General features: G+C 74.6%; 13 protein-coding genes. 5 read left to right on the forward strand and 8 right to left on the reverse strand.

What is annotated here, in order from left to right; translation table 11 throughout:
- Positions 1 to 50: 50 nt before the first annotated feature.
- From IF37_RS46550 to IF37_RS0104120, 5 genes are all read right to left on the reverse strand, one after another.
- The gene (locus IF37_RS46550; protein ID WP_309486338.1) at positions 51 to 134 is read right to left on the reverse strand and encodes a putative leader peptide; all 84 of its coding nucleotides are present in this window, start codon (positions 132 to 134) and stop codon (positions 51 to 53) included.
- A 127-nt stretch (positions 135 to 261) separates the two neighbouring features.
- Positions 262 to 834 (reverse strand): GNAT family N-acetyltransferase, encoded by a 573-nt coding sequence (locus IF37_RS0104105; RefSeq protein ID WP_030736235.1) that lies wholly within the window; start codon positions 832 to 834, stop codon positions 262 to 264.
- A gap of 69 nt (positions 835 to 903) precedes the next feature.
- Positions 904 to 2,235, reverse strand: a complete 1,332-nt coding sequence (locus IF37_RS0104110) for a hypothetical protein (protein WP_030736238.1) — start codon at positions 2,233 to 2,235, stop codon at positions 904 to 906.
- A 220-nt stretch (positions 2,236 to 2,455) separates the two neighbouring features.
- Positions 2,456 to 3,745: a GAF domain-containing protein gene (locus IF37_RS0104115; protein ID WP_173456717.1), complete on the reverse strand. Its 1,290-nt coding sequence runs from the start codon at positions 3,743 to 3,745 to the stop codon at positions 2,456 to 2,458.
- A 469-nt stretch (positions 3,746 to 4,214) separates the two neighbouring features.
- Positions 4,215 to 5,852: an acyl-CoA dehydrogenase family protein gene (locus tag IF37_RS0104120; RefSeq protein WP_030736243.1), complete on the reverse strand. Its 1,638-nt coding sequence runs from the start codon at positions 5,850 to 5,852 to the stop codon at positions 4,215 to 4,217.
- A 153-nt stretch (positions 5,853 to 6,005) separates the two neighbouring features.
- Here IF37_RS0104120 and IF37_RS0104125 point away from each other — a divergent pair, with 153 nt between their 5' ends.
- From IF37_RS0104125 to IF37_RS0104145, 5 genes are all read left to right on the forward strand, one after another.
- The gene (locus IF37_RS0104125) at positions 6,006 to 7,361 is read left to right on the forward strand and encodes a YihY/virulence factor BrkB family protein (RefSeq protein WP_253915638.1); all 1,356 of its coding nucleotides are present in this window, start codon (positions 6,006 to 6,008) and stop codon (positions 7,359 to 7,361) included.
- A 262-nt stretch (positions 7,362 to 7,623) separates the two neighbouring features.
- Positions 7,624 to 8,280 (forward strand): ThuA domain-containing protein, encoded by a 657-nt coding sequence (locus IF37_RS0104130; RefSeq protein WP_030736249.1) that lies wholly within the window; start codon positions 7,624 to 7,626, stop codon positions 8,278 to 8,280.
- A gap of 157 nt (positions 8,281 to 8,437) precedes the next feature.
- The gene (locus tag IF37_RS0104135; RefSeq protein ID WP_030736251.1) at positions 8,438 to 9,301 is read left to right on the forward strand and encodes an oxaloacetate decarboxylase; all 864 of its coding nucleotides are present in this window, start codon (positions 8,438 to 8,440) and stop codon (positions 9,299 to 9,301) included.
- A gap of 23 nt (positions 9,302 to 9,324) precedes the next feature.
- Positions 9,325 to 9,552 (forward strand): hypothetical protein, encoded by a 228-nt coding sequence (locus IF37_RS0104140; RefSeq protein ID WP_030736255.1) that lies wholly within the window; start codon positions 9,325 to 9,327, stop codon positions 9,550 to 9,552.
- Between the two features lie 280 nt (positions 9,553 to 9,832).
- Positions 9,833 to 11,407 carry a carboxylesterase/lipase family protein gene (locus IF37_RS0104145; protein WP_030736257.1) on the forward strand — a complete coding sequence of 525 codons (1,575 nt, stop codon included), beginning with the start codon at positions 9,833 to 9,835 and terminating at the stop codon, positions 11,405 to 11,407.
- 151 nt (positions 11,408 to 11,558) lie between these two features.
- Here IF37_RS0104145 and mmuM read toward each other — a convergent pair whose 3' ends face one another.
- The 3 genes from mmuM to IF37_RS0104160 form a co-directional block, all read right to left on the reverse strand.
- Positions 11,559 to 12,479, reverse strand: coding sequence for a homocysteine S-methyltransferase (gene mmuM, locus IF37_RS0104150; RefSeq protein ID WP_030736260.1), 921 nt, complete (start codon positions 12,477 to 12,479; stop codon positions 11,559 to 11,561).
- Positions 12,480 to 12,756: 277 nt separating this feature from the next.
- Complete coding sequence (locus IF37_RS0104155; protein WP_030736263.1) at positions 12,757 to 13,341, reverse strand: TetR/AcrR family transcriptional regulator; 585 nt, start codon at positions 13,339 to 13,341, stop codon at positions 12,757 to 12,759.
- A gap of 91 nt (positions 13,342 to 13,432) precedes the next feature.
- Entirely contained in the window at positions 13,433 to 16,291 is a 2,859-nt protein-coding gene (locus tag IF37_RS0104160; protein ID WP_030736266.1) for a glycoside hydrolase family 2 TIM barrel-domain containing protein, read from the reverse strand.
- Positions 16,292 to 16,335 lie beyond the last annotated feature (44 nt).

A 16,335-nucleotide genomic window follows, 5' to 3' on the forward strand; every position in this document is an offset into this window, starting at 1 on the left:
TCCTTGCGCAAGGAGTGGGGAGTGCGGGTGTTCGCGGCGGTGCTGGGGCGTCAGCTCGCCGGACAGATGGCGCTGGACATGCGGCCGAGGTCGACGTGCCGCCGACTCACCAAGGCAATTCCAGTTCCGGACATGACGGAAGCGTGTCACGGCGTTCTGGACACAGTCCAGCTTCGTCCGTCATCCGGACATCTGTGTCTCGGATGATGGACCGGGGGTGTTGTCGCTCACATGCCGTGTCGAAAGGGTTGTCCTGGCAGGTCAGACGGGGTATGCGCCGGGCCACGGGCCCGGCGTGGTGACCTCCGGCTCCAGCTCGACCACGGTGTCGAACAGAGTGAAGCCCCGCCGCTGGTAGTTGTCCATCGCGTGCTCGCCGTCCTTGCTGCACGTGTGCAGCCACACCCGCTTGGTCGGTGTCCGCTCCGGCCACCGCTCGGCCAGGTCCCAGGCGCGGGCCGTGCCGTACGACAGCAGGTGGCCGCCGATCCGCCGGCCGCGGAAGGCGGGGAGCAGTCCGAAGTAGACGATCTCGACCACGCCCTCGTCCTGCGGCTCCAGTTCGACGTAGCCGGCCGGGGTGCCCCGGTCGTAGGCCACCCAGGTCTCCACGCCGGGTCGCTCCAGGTACTCCCGCCAGCGCGCGTACGTCCAGCCGAGCCGGTCGGTCCAGCGGATGTCGCCGCCGACCGAGGCGTACAGGAAGCGGCTGAACTCGGGGGAGGGCACCTCGGCGCGGACGATCCGGACGTCGCCGTCGGGGGCGGCGGCGGGCAGGAGCTCGGCCGGGGAGTTCTGCTCCAGGGACCAGGTGGTGACAGGAACGCTGCTCATGCGGGCCAGGGAACCATCCCGCCGCCCGCCGTGTCGATCGAACGGCGGGACGGCGGGACGGTGCCGGGGTCAGTCCAGGGAGCGGTCGAGGCCGGCCAGCGGCAGGGCGAACAGCATGCGGTCCGACAGCGACCACAGTTCACCCGTCTGCGGCCAGTAGGAGAAGGAGCCCGCCTCCCGGGCCCAGCAGCGGTCCGAGGCGTCGGCACCGCAGTGGGCCGCCCGGGCGCCCGCGGTGTCCTGCCGCCACAGCTCGCCGTGCCCGTCCCGCGTACCGGGCAGCCGTCCCACATACCAGGACGCCCGATCCGCCCCGGGCTTCCGGTAGACCAGCACGCCCCGGATGCCGGAGGCCCGGGTCCGGTACGCCTCCGCGGCGCTCGCCCGTCCGGCGGCGTCCGTGGCGAGCAGTCCGGCGCGCGCCGGGTCGCCGCTGAACGCGTACCGCCACAGCCGGGCACGCCGGTCGCCGCCGGGCGCGGTCCGCTCCGCGGCGACCAGGCTGTCGGGCGCCGTACCGCGGTCCAGGGCGAGCGTGCCGGGACAGGGCGGGCCGGAAGGGGCGCAGCGGCCGGCGGCGAACCGGTAGGAGCCGATCGCGGGCAGCACGTAGCGGTAGCCGTCGGCGGACCAGCCGCCGGGCACCCGGCCGATCGCGGGTCCGTCGACCGTGGTGCGCTGGATGCGGTCGAGGTCGTAGACGTAGAGCGCGTCGGCGCCGCCGGACTCGGCGGTCACCAGCAGCTTGTTCCCGTACCAGACCATGCCGGAGACGCCGGAGGCCAGGCCCCGGTAGTCCCGGCCGCCGTCGACCGGCAGCACCAGCAGCGCCCAGCGGTAGGCGAGGTGCGCGGGGTCGTCGGCGTCGACGAAGGCGACCCGGGCGAGGCCCCGCTCACCGGGGCGGCCGGACGTGGGGCTGTGGGACCACCCCGCGAGGACGACCCGGTGCGAACCGTAGGCCCCGTCGTCGTCGGCGTCCCCGGAGGTGGTCACCGCGGCCGGCCGCCAGGCGCCCGCGGTGTCGGCCGGGTCCCAGCAGTAGGCGCGGCCGGCGGCCGGTGCGACCGGCAGGGACTCCCGGTCGTCGGCGGAGCAGTCGGCCGCCTCGCGCAGGCCGCGGTCGGCGTCCCGGAGTACGGCGTCCACACCGACCGGACGGCCCATCCCGGCGGCGAGCCGGTCCAGCGTGCGGGCGGGGACCAGGTGCTCCTGGAGCCGGAGCCGTCCGGTGTCCGCCGCCGAGGTCAGCGGCTTGAGCCCGCCCGGATCCTCGCCGACCTCGGCCTGGGACGTGCTGATCAGGGTGGCGGCGGCGGTGAGGGCCAGCGCGGTCCCGGTCAGGGCGGCGCGCAGCGCCGCGCCCCGTCTGCGTCGGCGGTGTCTGCCGCGATGCTTCATCTCTCCTCCAGAGGCGGGGCCAACTGCGCCCGGTGATCCGTACGTTGACGGGGGGAGCAGGTGGGGAGGCCCGTACCGGATGCTACGGCAGGAACGGACCGGGCAGGGCCCGGACCTCACAGATGGGCGGACGGCGGGCCAGCGGGGCCGGTGCGCGCGGATGGTCGCCCCTGCTCAGGGGGCCAGGGCCCGGTCGTCCCGCGCGGATGGTCGCCCCTGCTCAGGGGGCCAGGGCCCGGTCGTCCCGCTTGGCGTTCCGCTTCCGGGCCACCGCCGGTGCCGTCGAATGCGGCAGCAGGACAAGGGGATTGTCCGGAAGGATTACTTCCACTTCCGTATCACCGCAGAAACGATACGGTCGATGCTGGAGGAGCCCCCCGAGGTACCGCCTGATCCTCGACATCTCCGCCCGCACGGTGACCGTCCTGGACGGATCGCCGAACAGGTCCTCGGCCAGCGCCGCCGCCCCGCGCCCCGGGCGGTGCTCGGCGAGCAGGAACAGCAGTTCGGCGTGGCGCGGGCTCAGCTCCCGCGACCAGGAACCCGTCGCATCCGTGACCGTCACCGTGCCGCGCTCCGGCCGGGCCAGGTCCAGCACGATCCGGCGGGCGGCCGTGGCGACCGGCTCGGCCGCCACCCGCAGCAGCCAGCCCCCGGCCAGCGGCTCCACCGCGCACCAGCCGAGCGAGGGCAGCCAGCGGTGGCCCGGTGCCAGCGTCCCGGGCAGCGTCACGCGCCGCACGTACGGCATCCCGGTCACCGCCGCCGCCCAGCCGTCACGGTCCACCGCCACGGCCGGCCCGGACAGCCGGGCCAGCACCGGCGCCGCCACCGTCCGCAGCCGCTCCAGCGACGACAGGTGCAGCTCCCGCAACCGGGCCTCGGCCAGCTTGGCCACCGAGTCCACCCACGCCAGGGTGGCCGGGTGCATGGTCTCCAGCGGACCGCTGACGTCCACCACGCCGAGCAGCCGTCCGTCCCGCGGATCGGAGACCGGGGCCCCCGAACAGGTCCACGACAGCTGCGACCGTACGAAGTGCTCGGCGGCGAACACCTGCACCGGCCGCCGCACCACCGCCGGGGTGCCCACCCCGTTGGTGCCGACGACGTCTTCCCGCCAGTCCGCGCCCAGTTCGAACCCCAGCCCGTCGGCCTTGCGCAGCACCGGGGGCGCCCCCTCCCGCCACAGCACGCGCCCGTCGGCGTCCGCGACGACCATGATGTGCTGGGCGACGTCCGCGACCGAAAGAAGCCCCTGCCGCAACACCGGCAGCACATGCCGCAGCGGAGATTCCTCCCGCCGGCGCCGCACCTCCTCGGAGGGCAACAGCCCGGACCGGCGGTCCCGTTCCGGGTCGAGGCCGCGGCGCAGCATCCGTCCCCAGGACTGCTCGATCACCGGCCGGGGTGCGATCCGCGCACGTCGTCCGGCGAGCGTGGCCTCGCGCACCTCACGCAGCACTCGCGCCGCCTGCGCCGCGTCCACGGCGGCCAGGCGCGCCACGTTCATCGGCGGGTTCCCCACTGCGGCCCTCCCGGAAAAGGATGTCGAACACGCTTGTCAAGCCGTCCGGGCGGCTGTTTCCGGTCCGACTGTGCCTCTCATACTGCCGTTCCGGGCACGGCGGAAGCACAGACTCCGCACACCTGCCTCCACAAGTTGCAACCCCCCGCAACCCTGGTGAAGCACCCGGAGGCGGCCGAGACTTGGCGACGACGCGCCACGCGTCCGCGGGCTTCAACCGGCCCATGAGGTGGGGTGGTGCCGTGTCGGCGCGGCACCACCCCCCTGCCTCCGGCCGTACGGCCGCGCGCGCCCGGTGGGCGTGGGCGACGGACGGGCCGGAACCGCCGTTCATACGCGGCCGGTCGGCGCGACCGGTCCGGTCTCCGCGGCGCGCCGACGAGCCACGGGTGCGGTGCCTGTTCGGGCGGCGCGTGCTTGAACGACGCGTGCCCGGGCGGGGCCTCCGGGTCGCTCAGTGGACGGGCCGGGCGCGCTCCACCACCGCCGCGAGATCCAGGCCGGCCGGCAGCGTGCCGAAGGACGCGCCGTGGTCGCCGCCCAGCCGCGAGGCACAGAAGGCGTCGGCGACCTCCGACGGCGCGTACCGCACCAGCAGGGAGCCCTGGAGCACCAGCGCGAGCCGCTCCACCAGCCGCCGGGCCCGCCCCTCGACGCCCTCCAGATCCGCGAGTTCGGTGAACAGGTCCTTCACCGCGCGGTCCAGCCGGTGGTCGGCGCCGTGCGCCCGGCCGATCTCGGTGAGGCACGCGTCCAGCGCGCCCGGCTCCCGCCGCAACGCCCGCAGCACGTCCAGCGCCTGCACGTTGCCCGCGCCCTCCCAGACGGAGTTCAGCGGCGACTCCCGCACCAGCCGGGGCAGGCCGGACTCCTCCACGTACCCGTTGCCGCCCAGGCACTCGGCGGCCTCCACGGCCACCGGCGCGCACCGCTTGGTGATCCAGTACTTCGCGGCCGGCACCGCCAGCCGCAGGAAGGCGCGCTCCTGCTCGCCGCCGTCGTCGTACGCGGCGGCGAGCCGCAGCGCCAGCGCGGTCGCGGCCTCCGACTCCAGCGCGAGGTCGGCGAGGACGTTGCGCATCAGCGGCTTGTCGATCAGCTTCCCGCCGAACGCCTCCCGGTGCGCGCAGTGGTGGACCGCCTGCGCCACCGCCTGCCGCATCAGGCCCGCCGAGCCCAGCGCGCAGTCCAGCCGGGTCGCGGCGACCATCCCGATGATCGTCCGCACCCCGCCGCCCTCCTCGCCGACCCGGCGCGCCCAGGTGCCGTCGAACTCCACCTCGGCGGAGGCGTTGGAGCGGTTGCCCAGCTTGTCCTTCAGCCGCTGGATCAGGAAGACGTTGCGGGCGCCGTCGGGCAGGACCCGCGGGACCAGGAAGCAGGTCGGCCCGCCCGGGGCCTGCGCGAGCACCAGGAAGGCGTCGGACATCGGCGCCGAGCAGAACCACTTGTGCCCGGTCAGCAGGTACGTGCCCGCCTCCGCGAGCGGCTGCGCCCGGGTGGTGTTGGCGCGGACGTCGCTGCCGCCCTGCTTCTCGGTCATGCCCATCCCGAACAGCGCGCCGGGCTTCCGTCCGGCGGGCCGCAGCTCCCGGTCGTAGACGGTGGACGCCAGCCGGGGCTCCCACTCGGCGGCCAGCTCCGGGGCGTCGCGCAGGGCCGGCACCGCCGCGTGCGTCATCGACAGCGGACAGCAGTTGCCCGCCTCGACCTGTGTCCACACGAGGAACCCGGCGGCCCGGCGCACATGCCCGGAGGGCCGCGTCCAGGCACCGGTCAGCCCGGCCGAGACGCCCTTGCCGAGCAGCCGGTGCCAGGCCGGGTGGAACTCGACCTCGTCGATCCGATGGCCGTACCGGTCGTGGGTGCGCAGCCGGGGCGGCTGCTCGTTCGCCTGCACCGCCCACTCCTGGAGCTGTGCCGAGCCGGCCGCCCGGCCGAGCGCGGACAGCTCCGCGCGCACCTCCTTGCGGACGTCCGGGCCGGTGTACCGGTCGACGGCCTCGACGAGGGCCCGGTCCGCGGTGAAGACGTCGTAGCCGACCAGCGGGGGCGGCTGGTTCGTCACGGTGTGGGTGGGGGTGCCTGCCATGGTGGGAACCTACCCGGGAAGGCCGCGGTGATGGCCTTCAGAGTGGCACAGCCGCTCCCCGGGGCGCACCTGACCGGGTCCCCGGGGCCCCGGGACGCCGGTCGTGGGGGCCGGGAGGTGAGGGCGGTCCCGTGCTGCGGATACCTTTGGCTCGTGCAGCCAGCGAGTGAACCCCCCGAGCGGCCGGCCGGCCGGCTCCACCGGGCCAGAGCCCTCTATCGGAACGTCTCCAAGCGCAGGATCGCCTGGCTGTTGCTCAAGGACACCGTCAACTCCTGCATGGAGTACCGCATCCTGGGCCTGGCGGCGGAGGCGGCGTTCTTCACGCTGCTCTCCGTGCCCCCGCTGCTGCTGAGCCTGATCGGACTCCTCGGCTACGTCGACGACTGGACCGGCGCCGACACCATCTCCAGCCTGGAGACCAACCTGCTGGAGGCCTCCCGGACGGTCCTGTCCGACAAGGGCGTCAAGGAGATCGCCGAGCCGATCCTGCACGACGTGATGAGGGGCGGCCGGCCCGACGTCATCTCCATAGGCTTCCTGTTCGCCCTGTGGTCGGGCTCGCGCGCGGTGAACGTCTTCATCGACACCATCACCGTGATGTACGGCCTGGACGGCGTCCGGGGCATCGTGAAGACCCGGATCATGGCGTTCCTGCTGTTCATCGTGGCGCTGCTGATCGGCTCGGTGGCGCTGCCGCTGATGGTGGCCGGGCCGGACGCGGTGGTGCGGATCGTGCCCTGGTCGGCGACGGTCGTCCAAGTCCTGTACTGGCCGGTCGTGATCGTCCTGTCGATCGTCTTCCTGACGACCCTGTACCACGTCTCGGTGCCGGTCCGCTCCCCGTGGATCGAGGACGTGCCCGGCGCCCTGGTCGCCCTCGCCATGTGGGTGCTGGGCAGCTTCCTCCTGCGGATCTACCTCACGCACACCATCGAGGGCGCCACGATCTACGGCTCCCTCGCCGCAAGCGTCGCCGTCCTGCTGTGGATCGGCGTGTCCGCCTTCGCCGTGCTCGTGGGCGCCGCGGTGAACGCGGCGATCGACCGGGTCTGGCCGGCCGCCGCCACGGCCGCCGCACGCGAGGTCAACGAGCGGATGCGGGAGGTGCAGGTCGCCGAGTACGTGGCGCGCGCGGCGGCGGTCCGCGAGACCGACCCCGACGACCCCGACATGCCCTCCGAGTACCCCGAACGCTGGTCCCGGTTCCTGCCCCCCGAGGACGTCACGGCCCGGCTGCGCACCCATGCGAAGAACCCCCACCACCCGCACAAGGCGCACGGGTCGGAGGCGGGCGGTCGCGGCACCGGGGACGGCGCGGACGACACCGGCGAGGGCGGAAACGACGGAAACGGCGGAAACGGCGGCGCTGGGGGCGGCCCGAACGGTGGGACCGGCCCGAGCGGTGGGGCGGGTCCGAGTGGTGGGGTGGGCCCGAACGGTGGGACCGGCCCGAGCGGTGGGCGTGACCGGAGCGGTGGGGGGCCTGGGGGACCGGCGCGTCCGTAGCCGTGACGCGTGGCGGGCCGGGCTCGCTCCCGGACCGGGGCGCGGTCGGCTGACGGAAGGTGGCGGCCGGGGTCCTGCGCGAGGCCGCGGCCGCCGTGCGCCGCCCCACGCAGGCGGAGCCCGCCGGCCCGCTGCCGCCCGCTCCCACGGCGCCGGCTTCGTCGAGCGCGGCGACCTCCCGCCGTACGGCGACGGAGCGCCCGACAACGGCGTGCGCCAGGGCGGGTGACCGCCTCGCCCCCCGTGCCTACAGTCCGGGGGCATGGCACCTCGTCTGCTCGTCCTCACCCGCACCGCCGACTACCGCCACGACTCCATCCCGGACGCCGTCGCCGCCGTCCGGGCACTGGGCCGGTTCGCCGTCGAGCACACCGAGGACCCGGCGGACCTGGAACGTCCGCTGGACGCCTTCGCGGCCGTGGTCTTCCTGTCCACCAGCGGGGAGGTGCTCACCCCGGCCGGACGCGAGCGGCTCGCGCGGTACACGGGGTCGGGCGGCGGCTTCGCCGGTGTGCACGCGGCGGCCTGCACCGAGTACGGGTGGCCGTACTACGGCACCCTCCTCGGCGCCCGCTTCACCCGGCACCCCGCCCACCAGCCGGGCCGGGCCCTGGTCGCCGACCCCGGCCACCCCGCCACCCGGCACCTGCCGGCCGTCTGGGAGTTCACCGACGAGTGGTACGACTTCGACCGGGTGCCCGGCGGCCGGGCACGGGTGCTGCTGCGCGCCGACGAGACGTCGTACGACGGTGGCGGAATGGGTGCCGACCACCCGCTCTCCTGGTGCCGCGAGCGGGGCCCGGCCGGCGGACGCGTGTTCTACACGGCCCTCGGTCACGCGACCGACGCCTACCGCGATCCGGACTTCCTGGCTCACCTGAACGGCGGGCTCGGCTGGGCCGCCGGGAGCGACCAGTGACGTTTCTGCGGTGAACCGGTTCCCCCGTTGGGGTGAGTAAAGCTCGCGTAGGCAGAAGGTCACGCGATCATTAAGAGAAGCTCTTGTCTTGGCAAAGGGCGTCGAGACGCGCGGCCCATCCCGCCGCGTGTCACCCACCCACACGAGGAGCCGGACCTTGACTTACGGGAAGAAGCTGCGCGACCGGATCGCCGGGCCCGGGACCACACCGCTGATCGGCGTGTACGACATGTACTCCGCGTCGATCGCGGCCAAGCACTACGACGGCATGTTCGTCTCGGGGTTCGGCTTCGCGGCCTCGTACTACGGACTGCCCGACATCGGATTCATCGCCTGGCCCGACATGGTGGCCTTCGTCCAGCGGCTGCGGGGCGCGTTCCCGCACCACCACCTGCTGGTCGACATCGACGACGGGTACGTCGACCCGGAGGTCGCCTGTCACGTCGTCGAGGGGCTGGAGCGCATCGGCGCCTCCGGCGTGATCCTGGAGGACCAGAAGCGGCCCCGCCGCTGCGGTCACGCCGACGGCAAGCAGGTGCTGCCCCTGGAGGAGTACCTGGAGAAGCTGCACAAGGTCCTGGAGACCCGCAAGGACCTGGTCGTCGTCGCCCGGACGGACGCCACCGACGAGCACGACATCCTGCACCGGGCCGAGACGCTGGCCGCCACCGAAGCCGACGTGGTGCTGGTCGACGGGGTCCGCAGCGTCGAGTGGATCAAGCGGATCCGCGAGGTCGTCGGGGACAAGCCGCTGCTGTTCAACCAGATCGCCGGCGGCAAGTCGCCCCGGCTGTCCCTCGGCGAACTGTCCGACCTCGGTGTGGACGTCGCCATCTACAGCACCCCGTGCCTGTTCGCCGCGCACGAGGCGATGGACTCCGCGCTCTCCGGTCTGAAGGAGGCCGACGGCCGGCTGCCGGAGGTGGACCCCGCGAGCGGGATCGGCGTGCAGGCCGCCACCACCCTGCTGGAGCGCAACATCGCCCGTGAGCGGCTCGCCCCCGAGGGCGTGGGCGTGTGACCCGTGCCGTACCTCGGCTCGGCATGGCCACGGCGGTCGCCGCCGCGCTCCTCGGAGCCGGTGCCGTACCCGCCGTCGCCGAGAGCCTGATCACCGTGGTCGACAACTCCCATGCCGACTCCTGGCTGGAGATCGACCGCGCGGCCAACGTCCAGAACGGCAGCGGCACCGCCGGCAGCGATCACGACGGCAGCGCCGTGGACGTGGTGGAGGCCCTGGTCGCCGCCGACGGCCGAGGCGAGGAGGAGTGAGGAACTGAGGAACTGAGGCACTGAGGGCCTCAGGGACAACGGAACGAGGGCAAGGAAACGACCAGGGCGACGGCCGGACACCCCGTGCGGGAGGTGCCCGGCCGTCACCGAGCCCGGCTGTCACCGTGCTCCGCCCACCGGGCCCGGCGCCGGGACGTCCGCCGAACGGCCCATATCCGTTCCGTGCGCGGGAATACATCAGGGCGGTGTGGTGCTCTGATGTGAACGGTGCACGACACCGCTGTCCAGGTGCGCGAGTGCGACGAAGGGCTGGTGGGCGATGACGGCAGACCAGACGGACCCCGTGGTCAGAACGCCCCACGGGGCCGTGCGCGGCCGGTACGAGCGGGGGATCGCGGTCTTCCGGGGCATCCCGTACGCCGCGCCGCCCGTCGGCCCCTGGCGGTTCCGTCCGCCACAGCCGCCCGATCCCTGGGACGGGGTGCGGGACGCCGGTGCCTTCGGGCCCACCGCGCCGAAGCCGCCGTACTCCGAGGCGTTCGCCCAGTACCTCTCCGACCCGGACATCCCCGGCGACGACTGCCTGAACCTCAACGTGTGGACCCCCGAGCCCGGGCCCGGCGCCCGGCTGCCGGTGCTGGTCTGGCTACACGGAGGAGCGCTGACCAGGGGTTCCTCGGCCGTACCGGTGTACGGCGGCGGGGCCTTCGCGCGGGACGGCGTCGTCTGCGTCTCGCTGAACTACCGGCTGGGGGTGGAGGGCTACGGGCTGTTCCCGGACGCGCCGCCCAACCCCGGCCTGCGCGACCAACTCGCCGCGCTGCGCTGGGTCTACGACACGATCGAGGCGTTCGGCGGCGACCCCGGCCGGATCACCCTGTGCGGTCAGTCGGCCGGTGCCATCAGTGCCGGCGTCCTGCTCGCCGCGCCCCAGACCCAGGGCCTGGTCCGGCGGGCGGTGCTCCAGAGCGGACCGCCCGAGGTGTCGGACCGCGACAAGGTACGGCGGATGGTGCGGCGGATGGCGGCCCGGCTGAGGATCCCCGCCACCGCCGAGGCGTTCGCCGCCGTCGACCGCGACCTCCTGCTGCGCACCCAGGCCGAGGTCGGCCGGCTCGGCAGTCCGGTACTGGGCGGCCCCGCGTTCGGCATCGTCGTGGACGGGGACGTGGTGCCCGGCGACCCGCTGAAGGCGCTGACCGAGGGCACCGCCGCCCGGGACGTCGACCTGCTCATGGGCTGGACCCGGGACGAGTACCGGCTGTGGCTGGTGCCCGGCGGGCTGGTGGAGCGCGTGGACCGGCTCGGCGCGGTGGCCCTGGCCGGGGCGATGGCCCGCTGCCACGCGGGCCACGAGATACCGCGCGGCTACCGCGTCCTGCACCCGGAGGCCGGGGCCGCCGAGACCGTGGGCCAGATGGTCACCGACCACCTGCTGCGGGTACCGCTGCACCGGCTCGCCGACGCCCGCACGGGGGCGGCCTACGTGTACGAGTTCGCGTGGCCTTCCCTGCTGCCCGGCCTGGGCGCCTGCCACGCCCTGGAGCTGGGCTTCGTCTTCGCCACCGGGGACTTGCCCGAGTCGAGGAAGCTGGCCGGTGAGGGGGCGCCGCAGGAACTGTGCGACGCGATGCACGCCGCGTGGGTGCGGTTCGCGACGACCGGGGACCCCGGCTGGGCGGTGTGGGACGCCACCCACCCGGTCCAGGTGTTCGGCGACGGCGATCCGCACATCGCGTACGGCCCCCGGGACGCGGAGGTCGCCCTGTGGACGACCGCCGCCACCGTTCCGCCGCCGCCCCGGCCGCCGCACACGGTGCCCCGCGCCCCCGGCGCGGAACTCGCCGCCGCGATGCGCCGCCTCCGCCGCTCGGTGGGCGCCTTGCGCCGCTGAGCCCCGCACGGACGCCCCGGCAGCCCGGCATCGGCGGCCATCGCCACCGCGCGCACCCCACACGCCTGCCGACGCCCGCGCCCGCGCACCCGAGCGTCCTGAACCGGACGCTCCCGCACGGCGCCCCGGCCCCCCGGCGCGCCCACGGACCTCACGTCGCGTGCGACGCGATCGTCGTGATCGCCTCGGGACCCACCCGGCAGCAGCCTCCGATCAGGCGGGCCCCCGCTTGCCGCCACGCCGTGACCTGCGCCGCGCTGAACGTCGTACGCCCCTGCCAGGTCCGTGTCCCGGCGTCCCAGCCCTCGCCGCTGTTGGGGTAGACGACGACCGGTTTGCCGGTGACCCGCGCCGCGATCCGCGCGGCGGGCTCGACATCCGCCGGCGCGCAGCAGTTCACCCCGACCGCGATCACCTCGTCCGCGTCGGCGGCGAGGGCGAACGCCTCCTCCAGCCCCTGCCCGGCCCGGGTCCGCGCGCCGTCGACCGTGTACGACAGCCAGGCCGGCACCCCCGCACCCCGTACCGCCCGCAGCAGCGCGGCGGCCTCGTCGGTGTCCGGGACGGTCTCCAGCGCCAGCACATCGGGCGCGGCGGCGGCCAGCGCTTCGACGCGGGGCCGGTGGAACCGCTCCAGCTCCGCCACGCTCAGCCCGTACCGGCCCCGGTACTCGGAGCCGTCCGCGAGCATCGCCCCGTACGGGCCGACGGAAGCCGCCACCCACAGCGGGCGCCCGACGCCCGCGTCCGCCGCCCGCCGGGCCGCCGTGCGGGCCAGTTCCACGCTGAGGGCGAGCAGCCGCGCGGCCTCCGCGCGACCGATGCCGCGCCGGGCGAAGCCCTCGAAGGTGGCCTGGTAGCTGGCGGTGATCGCCACGCTCGCGCCCGCCAGGAAGTACGCGAGGTGGGCCTCGGTGACCGCCTCTGGCCGCTCGGCGAGCAGCCGCGCCGACCAGAGCGCGTCGCTCAGGTCGTGCCCGGCCGACTCCAGTTGGTTGGACAGGCCGCCGTCGAGCACGACGGTCCCGGCGGCGAGGGCGTCGGCGAGGCTGGGGGAGATGTCGCTGGTCATGTCACGACGCTAGTCGAAGCGGACCTGCCGGTGGTGGCCCGCTCCCTGGCGGTCGGGGACGGGGAGCCGGTGTCCGTGGCGGAACGGGAGGCCGGCGGCCCGCCGGGGGACGGGGAGGTGCGGGTGGCCTCGGGCGGGCGGCCCGGTCGCCGCCTTCCGCGTGGTCGGTGGTGCCGGTGGCGCCCCGCCGATCGGGGGACGGGCCCCGGGCGGCGCGGCTCCGCCCGTGCGAGCGGCGGCACCGGACCGCTGCCCGTGGCCCTCGTGGTACGGGGTGTCAGTCGGCGTCGCCGCGCTCCCGGGGCCAGTGGGTCAGGGCGATGTGCAGGGCGTCGACGGCCTTGTCCCAGGAGGCGCGCACGTCCCGCTCCGCGCCGAAGCCGCCCGCGCCCTCCAGCACGCAGTAGCCGTGGAAGGTGCTGCGCAGCAGGCGCACCGCGTCGGTCAGGTCCGGCTCCCCGAGGCCGTAGGCGCGCAGCATGCCGTAGGTGATCTCGGCGGTGCGGCGCAGCGCGGGGGAATCAGCGATCAGGGCCTGGTCGATGGGGAGCTGGGTGGCCGCGTACCGGCCCGGGTGCTCCAGGGCGTACTCCCGGTAGGCGCCGGCGAACGCCGTCAGCGCCTCCTTGCCCGCCCGGCCCGCCACGGCCGCCGCGATCCGGTCGATCAGTTCGCCGCCCGCGTGCAGCGCGAGCCGGGTGCGCAGGTCCTGGAGGTTGCGGACGTGCGAGTACAGGCTCGCGTCCTTCACGCCGAAGCGGCGGGCCAGCGCGGAGACGCTGACGTTGTCGAGCCCGACCTCGTCCGCCATCTCGGCGGCGGCCGCCACCAGCCGCGGCGCGCTCAGTCCCGCACGGGCCACCCGCCCACCTCCTTGGATGTCCAGGCGAGATCCTAGGCCATCTAGGAAGTGGGCAGGTGGTCCGGCCGGCGGACGCGCGGCCCCCCGGCGCCTACCCGGCGGGGACGGAGAAGACGAACGAGAACTGGGCCGGTTCGGCCCGCAGGTGGTACCGGGGCAGCGGGCCGGGTCCGCAGGACTGGGAACCGATGCCGTGCTGCCCGTGGTCGAGGTTGACCCACACCGTGTCGCCCGGCACCAGGTCGGTGCGGTGCGTCGCGGCGTCCAGCCGCTCGGTGGTCCAGCGGCGGGCGGTGAGGTGGAACACCGGGTCGCCCTCGACGCGCAGACCGCCCAGCTCCGCCCAGCGGACGTCGATCCGGGCGCCGTTCTCCTGCGGGCGCACGTACGGCGTCTGGAGCTCGTCCACGGTCGACTGCCAGCGGCCGGTCAGCGCCGCCGCCCTGGTGTCCGGGTACGCCTCGCCCGGGCCGCCGCCGTACCACCGGACGCGGTCGGCCGCCGGCAGGCCGAAGCGGATGCCGAGCCGGGGCAGCGGGACGGTCCAGTCGCCGTCCGGGACCGTGGACACCGTCAGCCGGAGCCGGTCGCCGTCCGACGTCCACCGGTACACCGCCGACAGCCCCAGCTCCCGGGCGGCCGGAGCCACCCGGGTGCGGACCGTCAGGTCGTGCCCGCCCGCCTCCACCGCGTCCAGGCGGTGCCGCATCCGGTGCAGGCCCAGCTCGCGCCAGAGCAGCCCGTGGCGCGGGTCGTCCTGCCAGGCGGCGCCGTCGTCGTTGTCGGTGGTCGCCCGCCACACGTCCAGGCGCAGACCGGTGACGGGCACCTCGCCGACGCCCCGCAGCGCGCCGGTCCGGGCGTCGAACACGGCCGGACCCAGGGTGATCACGCCGTCGCCGGTCACCGGCCGGGCGGTCGCGGCGACGTACGGCACCCGGCGCGGCGCCACCGGGATCTGGCCCCAGGCGACGACGTGGTCCCGCGCTGCCCACGGGGTGTCGGCGGCGAGCCGGGCCCGGACCGTCCAGTGCGCCTCGCCGGCCGGTGCCCCGGCGGGTACGGCGGGCAGGGCGACGTCGGCCCACTCCCCGGGGGCCAGCGCGGGCACCGGCAGGGCGCCGGACGCCACCGGCTCGCCCTCGACCTCGTAGGAACAGGTGAACGCCAGCGCCGACAGGTCCGCGAAGTCGTACTTGTTGGTGACGCGGACGGTGCCCGGCGTGCCGTCGCCGGTGAGGGCGACGGGCTCGATCACCTTCTTGTACTCGATCAGGCCGGGGGAGGGCCGCCGGTCCGGGAACAGCAGACCGTCGCAGACGAAGTTGCCGTCGTGCAGCTCCTCGCCGAAGTCACCGCCGTAGGCGTAGCCCAGTTCCGGATGGGCGATGCCGTGGTCGATCCACTCCCAGACGAAGCCGCCCTGGAGCCGGTTGTGGAACTCGAAGAGCCACTGGTAGTCGGCGAGTCCGCCGGGGCCGTTGCCCATGGCGTGGGCGTACTCGCAGAGGATGAAGGGGAGTTCGCGGCGCCTGCGCGGCCCGCCGTCCAGCCCCCGGCCGATCCGGTCGACCTCGGCATGGCCGGCGTACATGCGCGCGTACACGTCCGTGTCCCGGCAGCCGCGGTCGCCCTCGTAGTGCAGCAGCCGCGAGGGGTCCCGGCCACGGATCCAGTCGGCCATCGCGGTCAGGCCCCGGCCGGTGCCGGCCTCGTTGCCCAGCGACCAGAGGACGACCGACGGGTGGTTCTTGTCCCGCTCGACCATCCGGGCCGCCCGGTCGAGCAGGGCCGGGGTCCAGCGGTCGTCGTCGACGGGGTTGTCCCGCCAGTCCTGCTCGGTGAAGCCGTGCGTCTCCAGGTCGCACTCGTCGATCACCCACAGGCCCAGCTCGTCGCAGAGGTCGAGGAAGGCCGGGTGCGGCGGGTAGTGGGAGGTGCGGACCGCGTTGATGTTGTGCCGCTTCATCAGCAGCACGTCCTCGCGCATCGTGTCGACGTCCAGCGCCCGGCCGCGCTCGGGGTGCCACTCGTGCCGGTTGACGCCCTTGAACAGCACGGCCCTGCCGTTGACCTTGATCAGGCCGTCGGCCAGATCCACCGTGCGGAAGCCGATGCGCAGCCGCACCCGCTCGCCCGCGGTGGCCAGCACCCCATCGTACAGCCTCGGCGTCTCCGCCGACCACGGCCGGACCGGCACCGTCACCGGCTCGCCGGTGGCGATGTCGACGCCCAGGTCCGGGACGGTCACCCGGCCGTCCACGTCGGAGTCGACCCGCAGCGTGCCCTCGCCCGTGGTGTGGTCGTAGGAGGCGTGCACGAAGAAGTCGAGGACGCTGCCCGGCGGCCGGTGCAGCAGGGTGACGTCCCGGAAGATGCCCGGCAGCCACCACTGGTCCTGGTCCTCCAGGTACGAGCCCGCCGACCACTGGTGGACGCGGACCGCCAGGACGTTCCCGCGCGGCCTGAGCAGGTGCCCGACGGCGAACTCGTGCGGCAGCCGGGAGCCCTTGAACTCGCCGAGTTCCGTGCCGTTCAGCCAGACCCGGGCGCAGGACTCCACACCGTCGAAGCGCAGCACGGCGCCGCCGTCCGCGGGCCAGTCGCCGGGCAGGTCGAAGGCGCGCAGGTGGTCACCGGTCGGGTTCTCGGTGGGCACCCGGGGCGGGTCGACCGGGAACGGGTAGCGGTGGTTGGTGTAGACGGGCGAGCCATGGCCCTGGAGCACCCAGTGGCCGGGGACCGGGAGCTCGGCCCAGCCACCGGCGTCGTACCCGGTCGCCGCGAACGAGTCGTCCTCGGCGTCGGCCGTGTCCGACAGCCGGAAGCGCCAACTGCCGTTGAGGGAGAGGGACAGGGCGTCGGAGGAGGCGTACCGGGCGCGGGGCGGCAGCGCCCCGGAACCCGGTGAGACGTCCTCGACGTACTCGGTGGTCGTGCGCAACGACATGCATCTCCTCGCTCATCCCGTGGTGCCGGTCCGCTGGTTCCCCG

Source organism: Streptomyces sp. NRRL S-31, assembly GCF_000718775.1.
In the GTDB taxonomy this organism is placed as follows: Bacteria; Actinomycetota; Actinomycetes; order Streptomycetales; family Streptomycetaceae; genus Streptomyces.

What these genes read in the sequence shown, in the direction of transcription:
- IF37_RS46550 (WP_309486338.1), bottom strand. Translation starts at nt 134, where the DNA reads ATGTCCGGAACTGGAATTGCCTTGGTGAGTCGGCGGCACGTCGACCTC.
- IF37_RS0104105 (WP_030736235.1), bottom strand. Translation starts at nt 834, where the DNA reads ATGAGCAGCGTTCCTGTCACCACCTGGTCCCTGGAGCAGAACTCCCCG.
- IF37_RS0104110 (WP_030736238.1), bottom strand. Translation starts at nt 2,235, where the DNA reads ATGAAGCATCGCGGCAGACACCGCCGACGCAGACGGGGCGCGGCGCTG.
- IF37_RS0104115 (WP_173456717.1), bottom strand. Translation starts at nt 3,745, where the DNA reads ATGAACGTGGCGCGCCTGGCCGCCGTGGACGCGGCGCAGGCGGCGCGA.
- IF37_RS0104120 (WP_030736243.1), bottom strand. Translation starts at nt 5,852, where the DNA reads ATGGCAGGCACCCCCACCCACACCGTGACGAACCAGCCGCCCCCGCTG.
- IF37_RS0104130 (WP_030736249.1), top strand. Translation starts at nt 7,624, where the DNA reads ATGGCACCTCGTCTGCTCGTCCTCACCCGCACCGCCGACTACCGCCAC.
- IF37_RS0104140 (WP_030736255.1), top strand. Translation starts at nt 9,325, where the DNA reads ATGGCCACGGCGGTCGCCGCCGCGCTCCTCGGAGCCGGTGCCGTACCC.
- IF37_RS0104145 (WP_030736257.1), top strand. Translation starts at nt 9,833, where the DNA reads ATGACGGCAGACCAGACGGACCCCGTGGTCAGAACGCCCCACGGGGCC.
- mmuM (WP_030736260.1), bottom strand. Translation starts at nt 12,479, where the DNA reads ATGACCAGCGACATCTCCCCCAGCCTCGCCGACGCCCTCGCCGCCGGG.
- IF37_RS0104160 (WP_030736266.1), bottom strand. Translation starts at nt 16,291, where the DNA reads ATGTCGTTGCGCACGACCACCGAGTACGTCGAGGACGTCTCACCGGGT.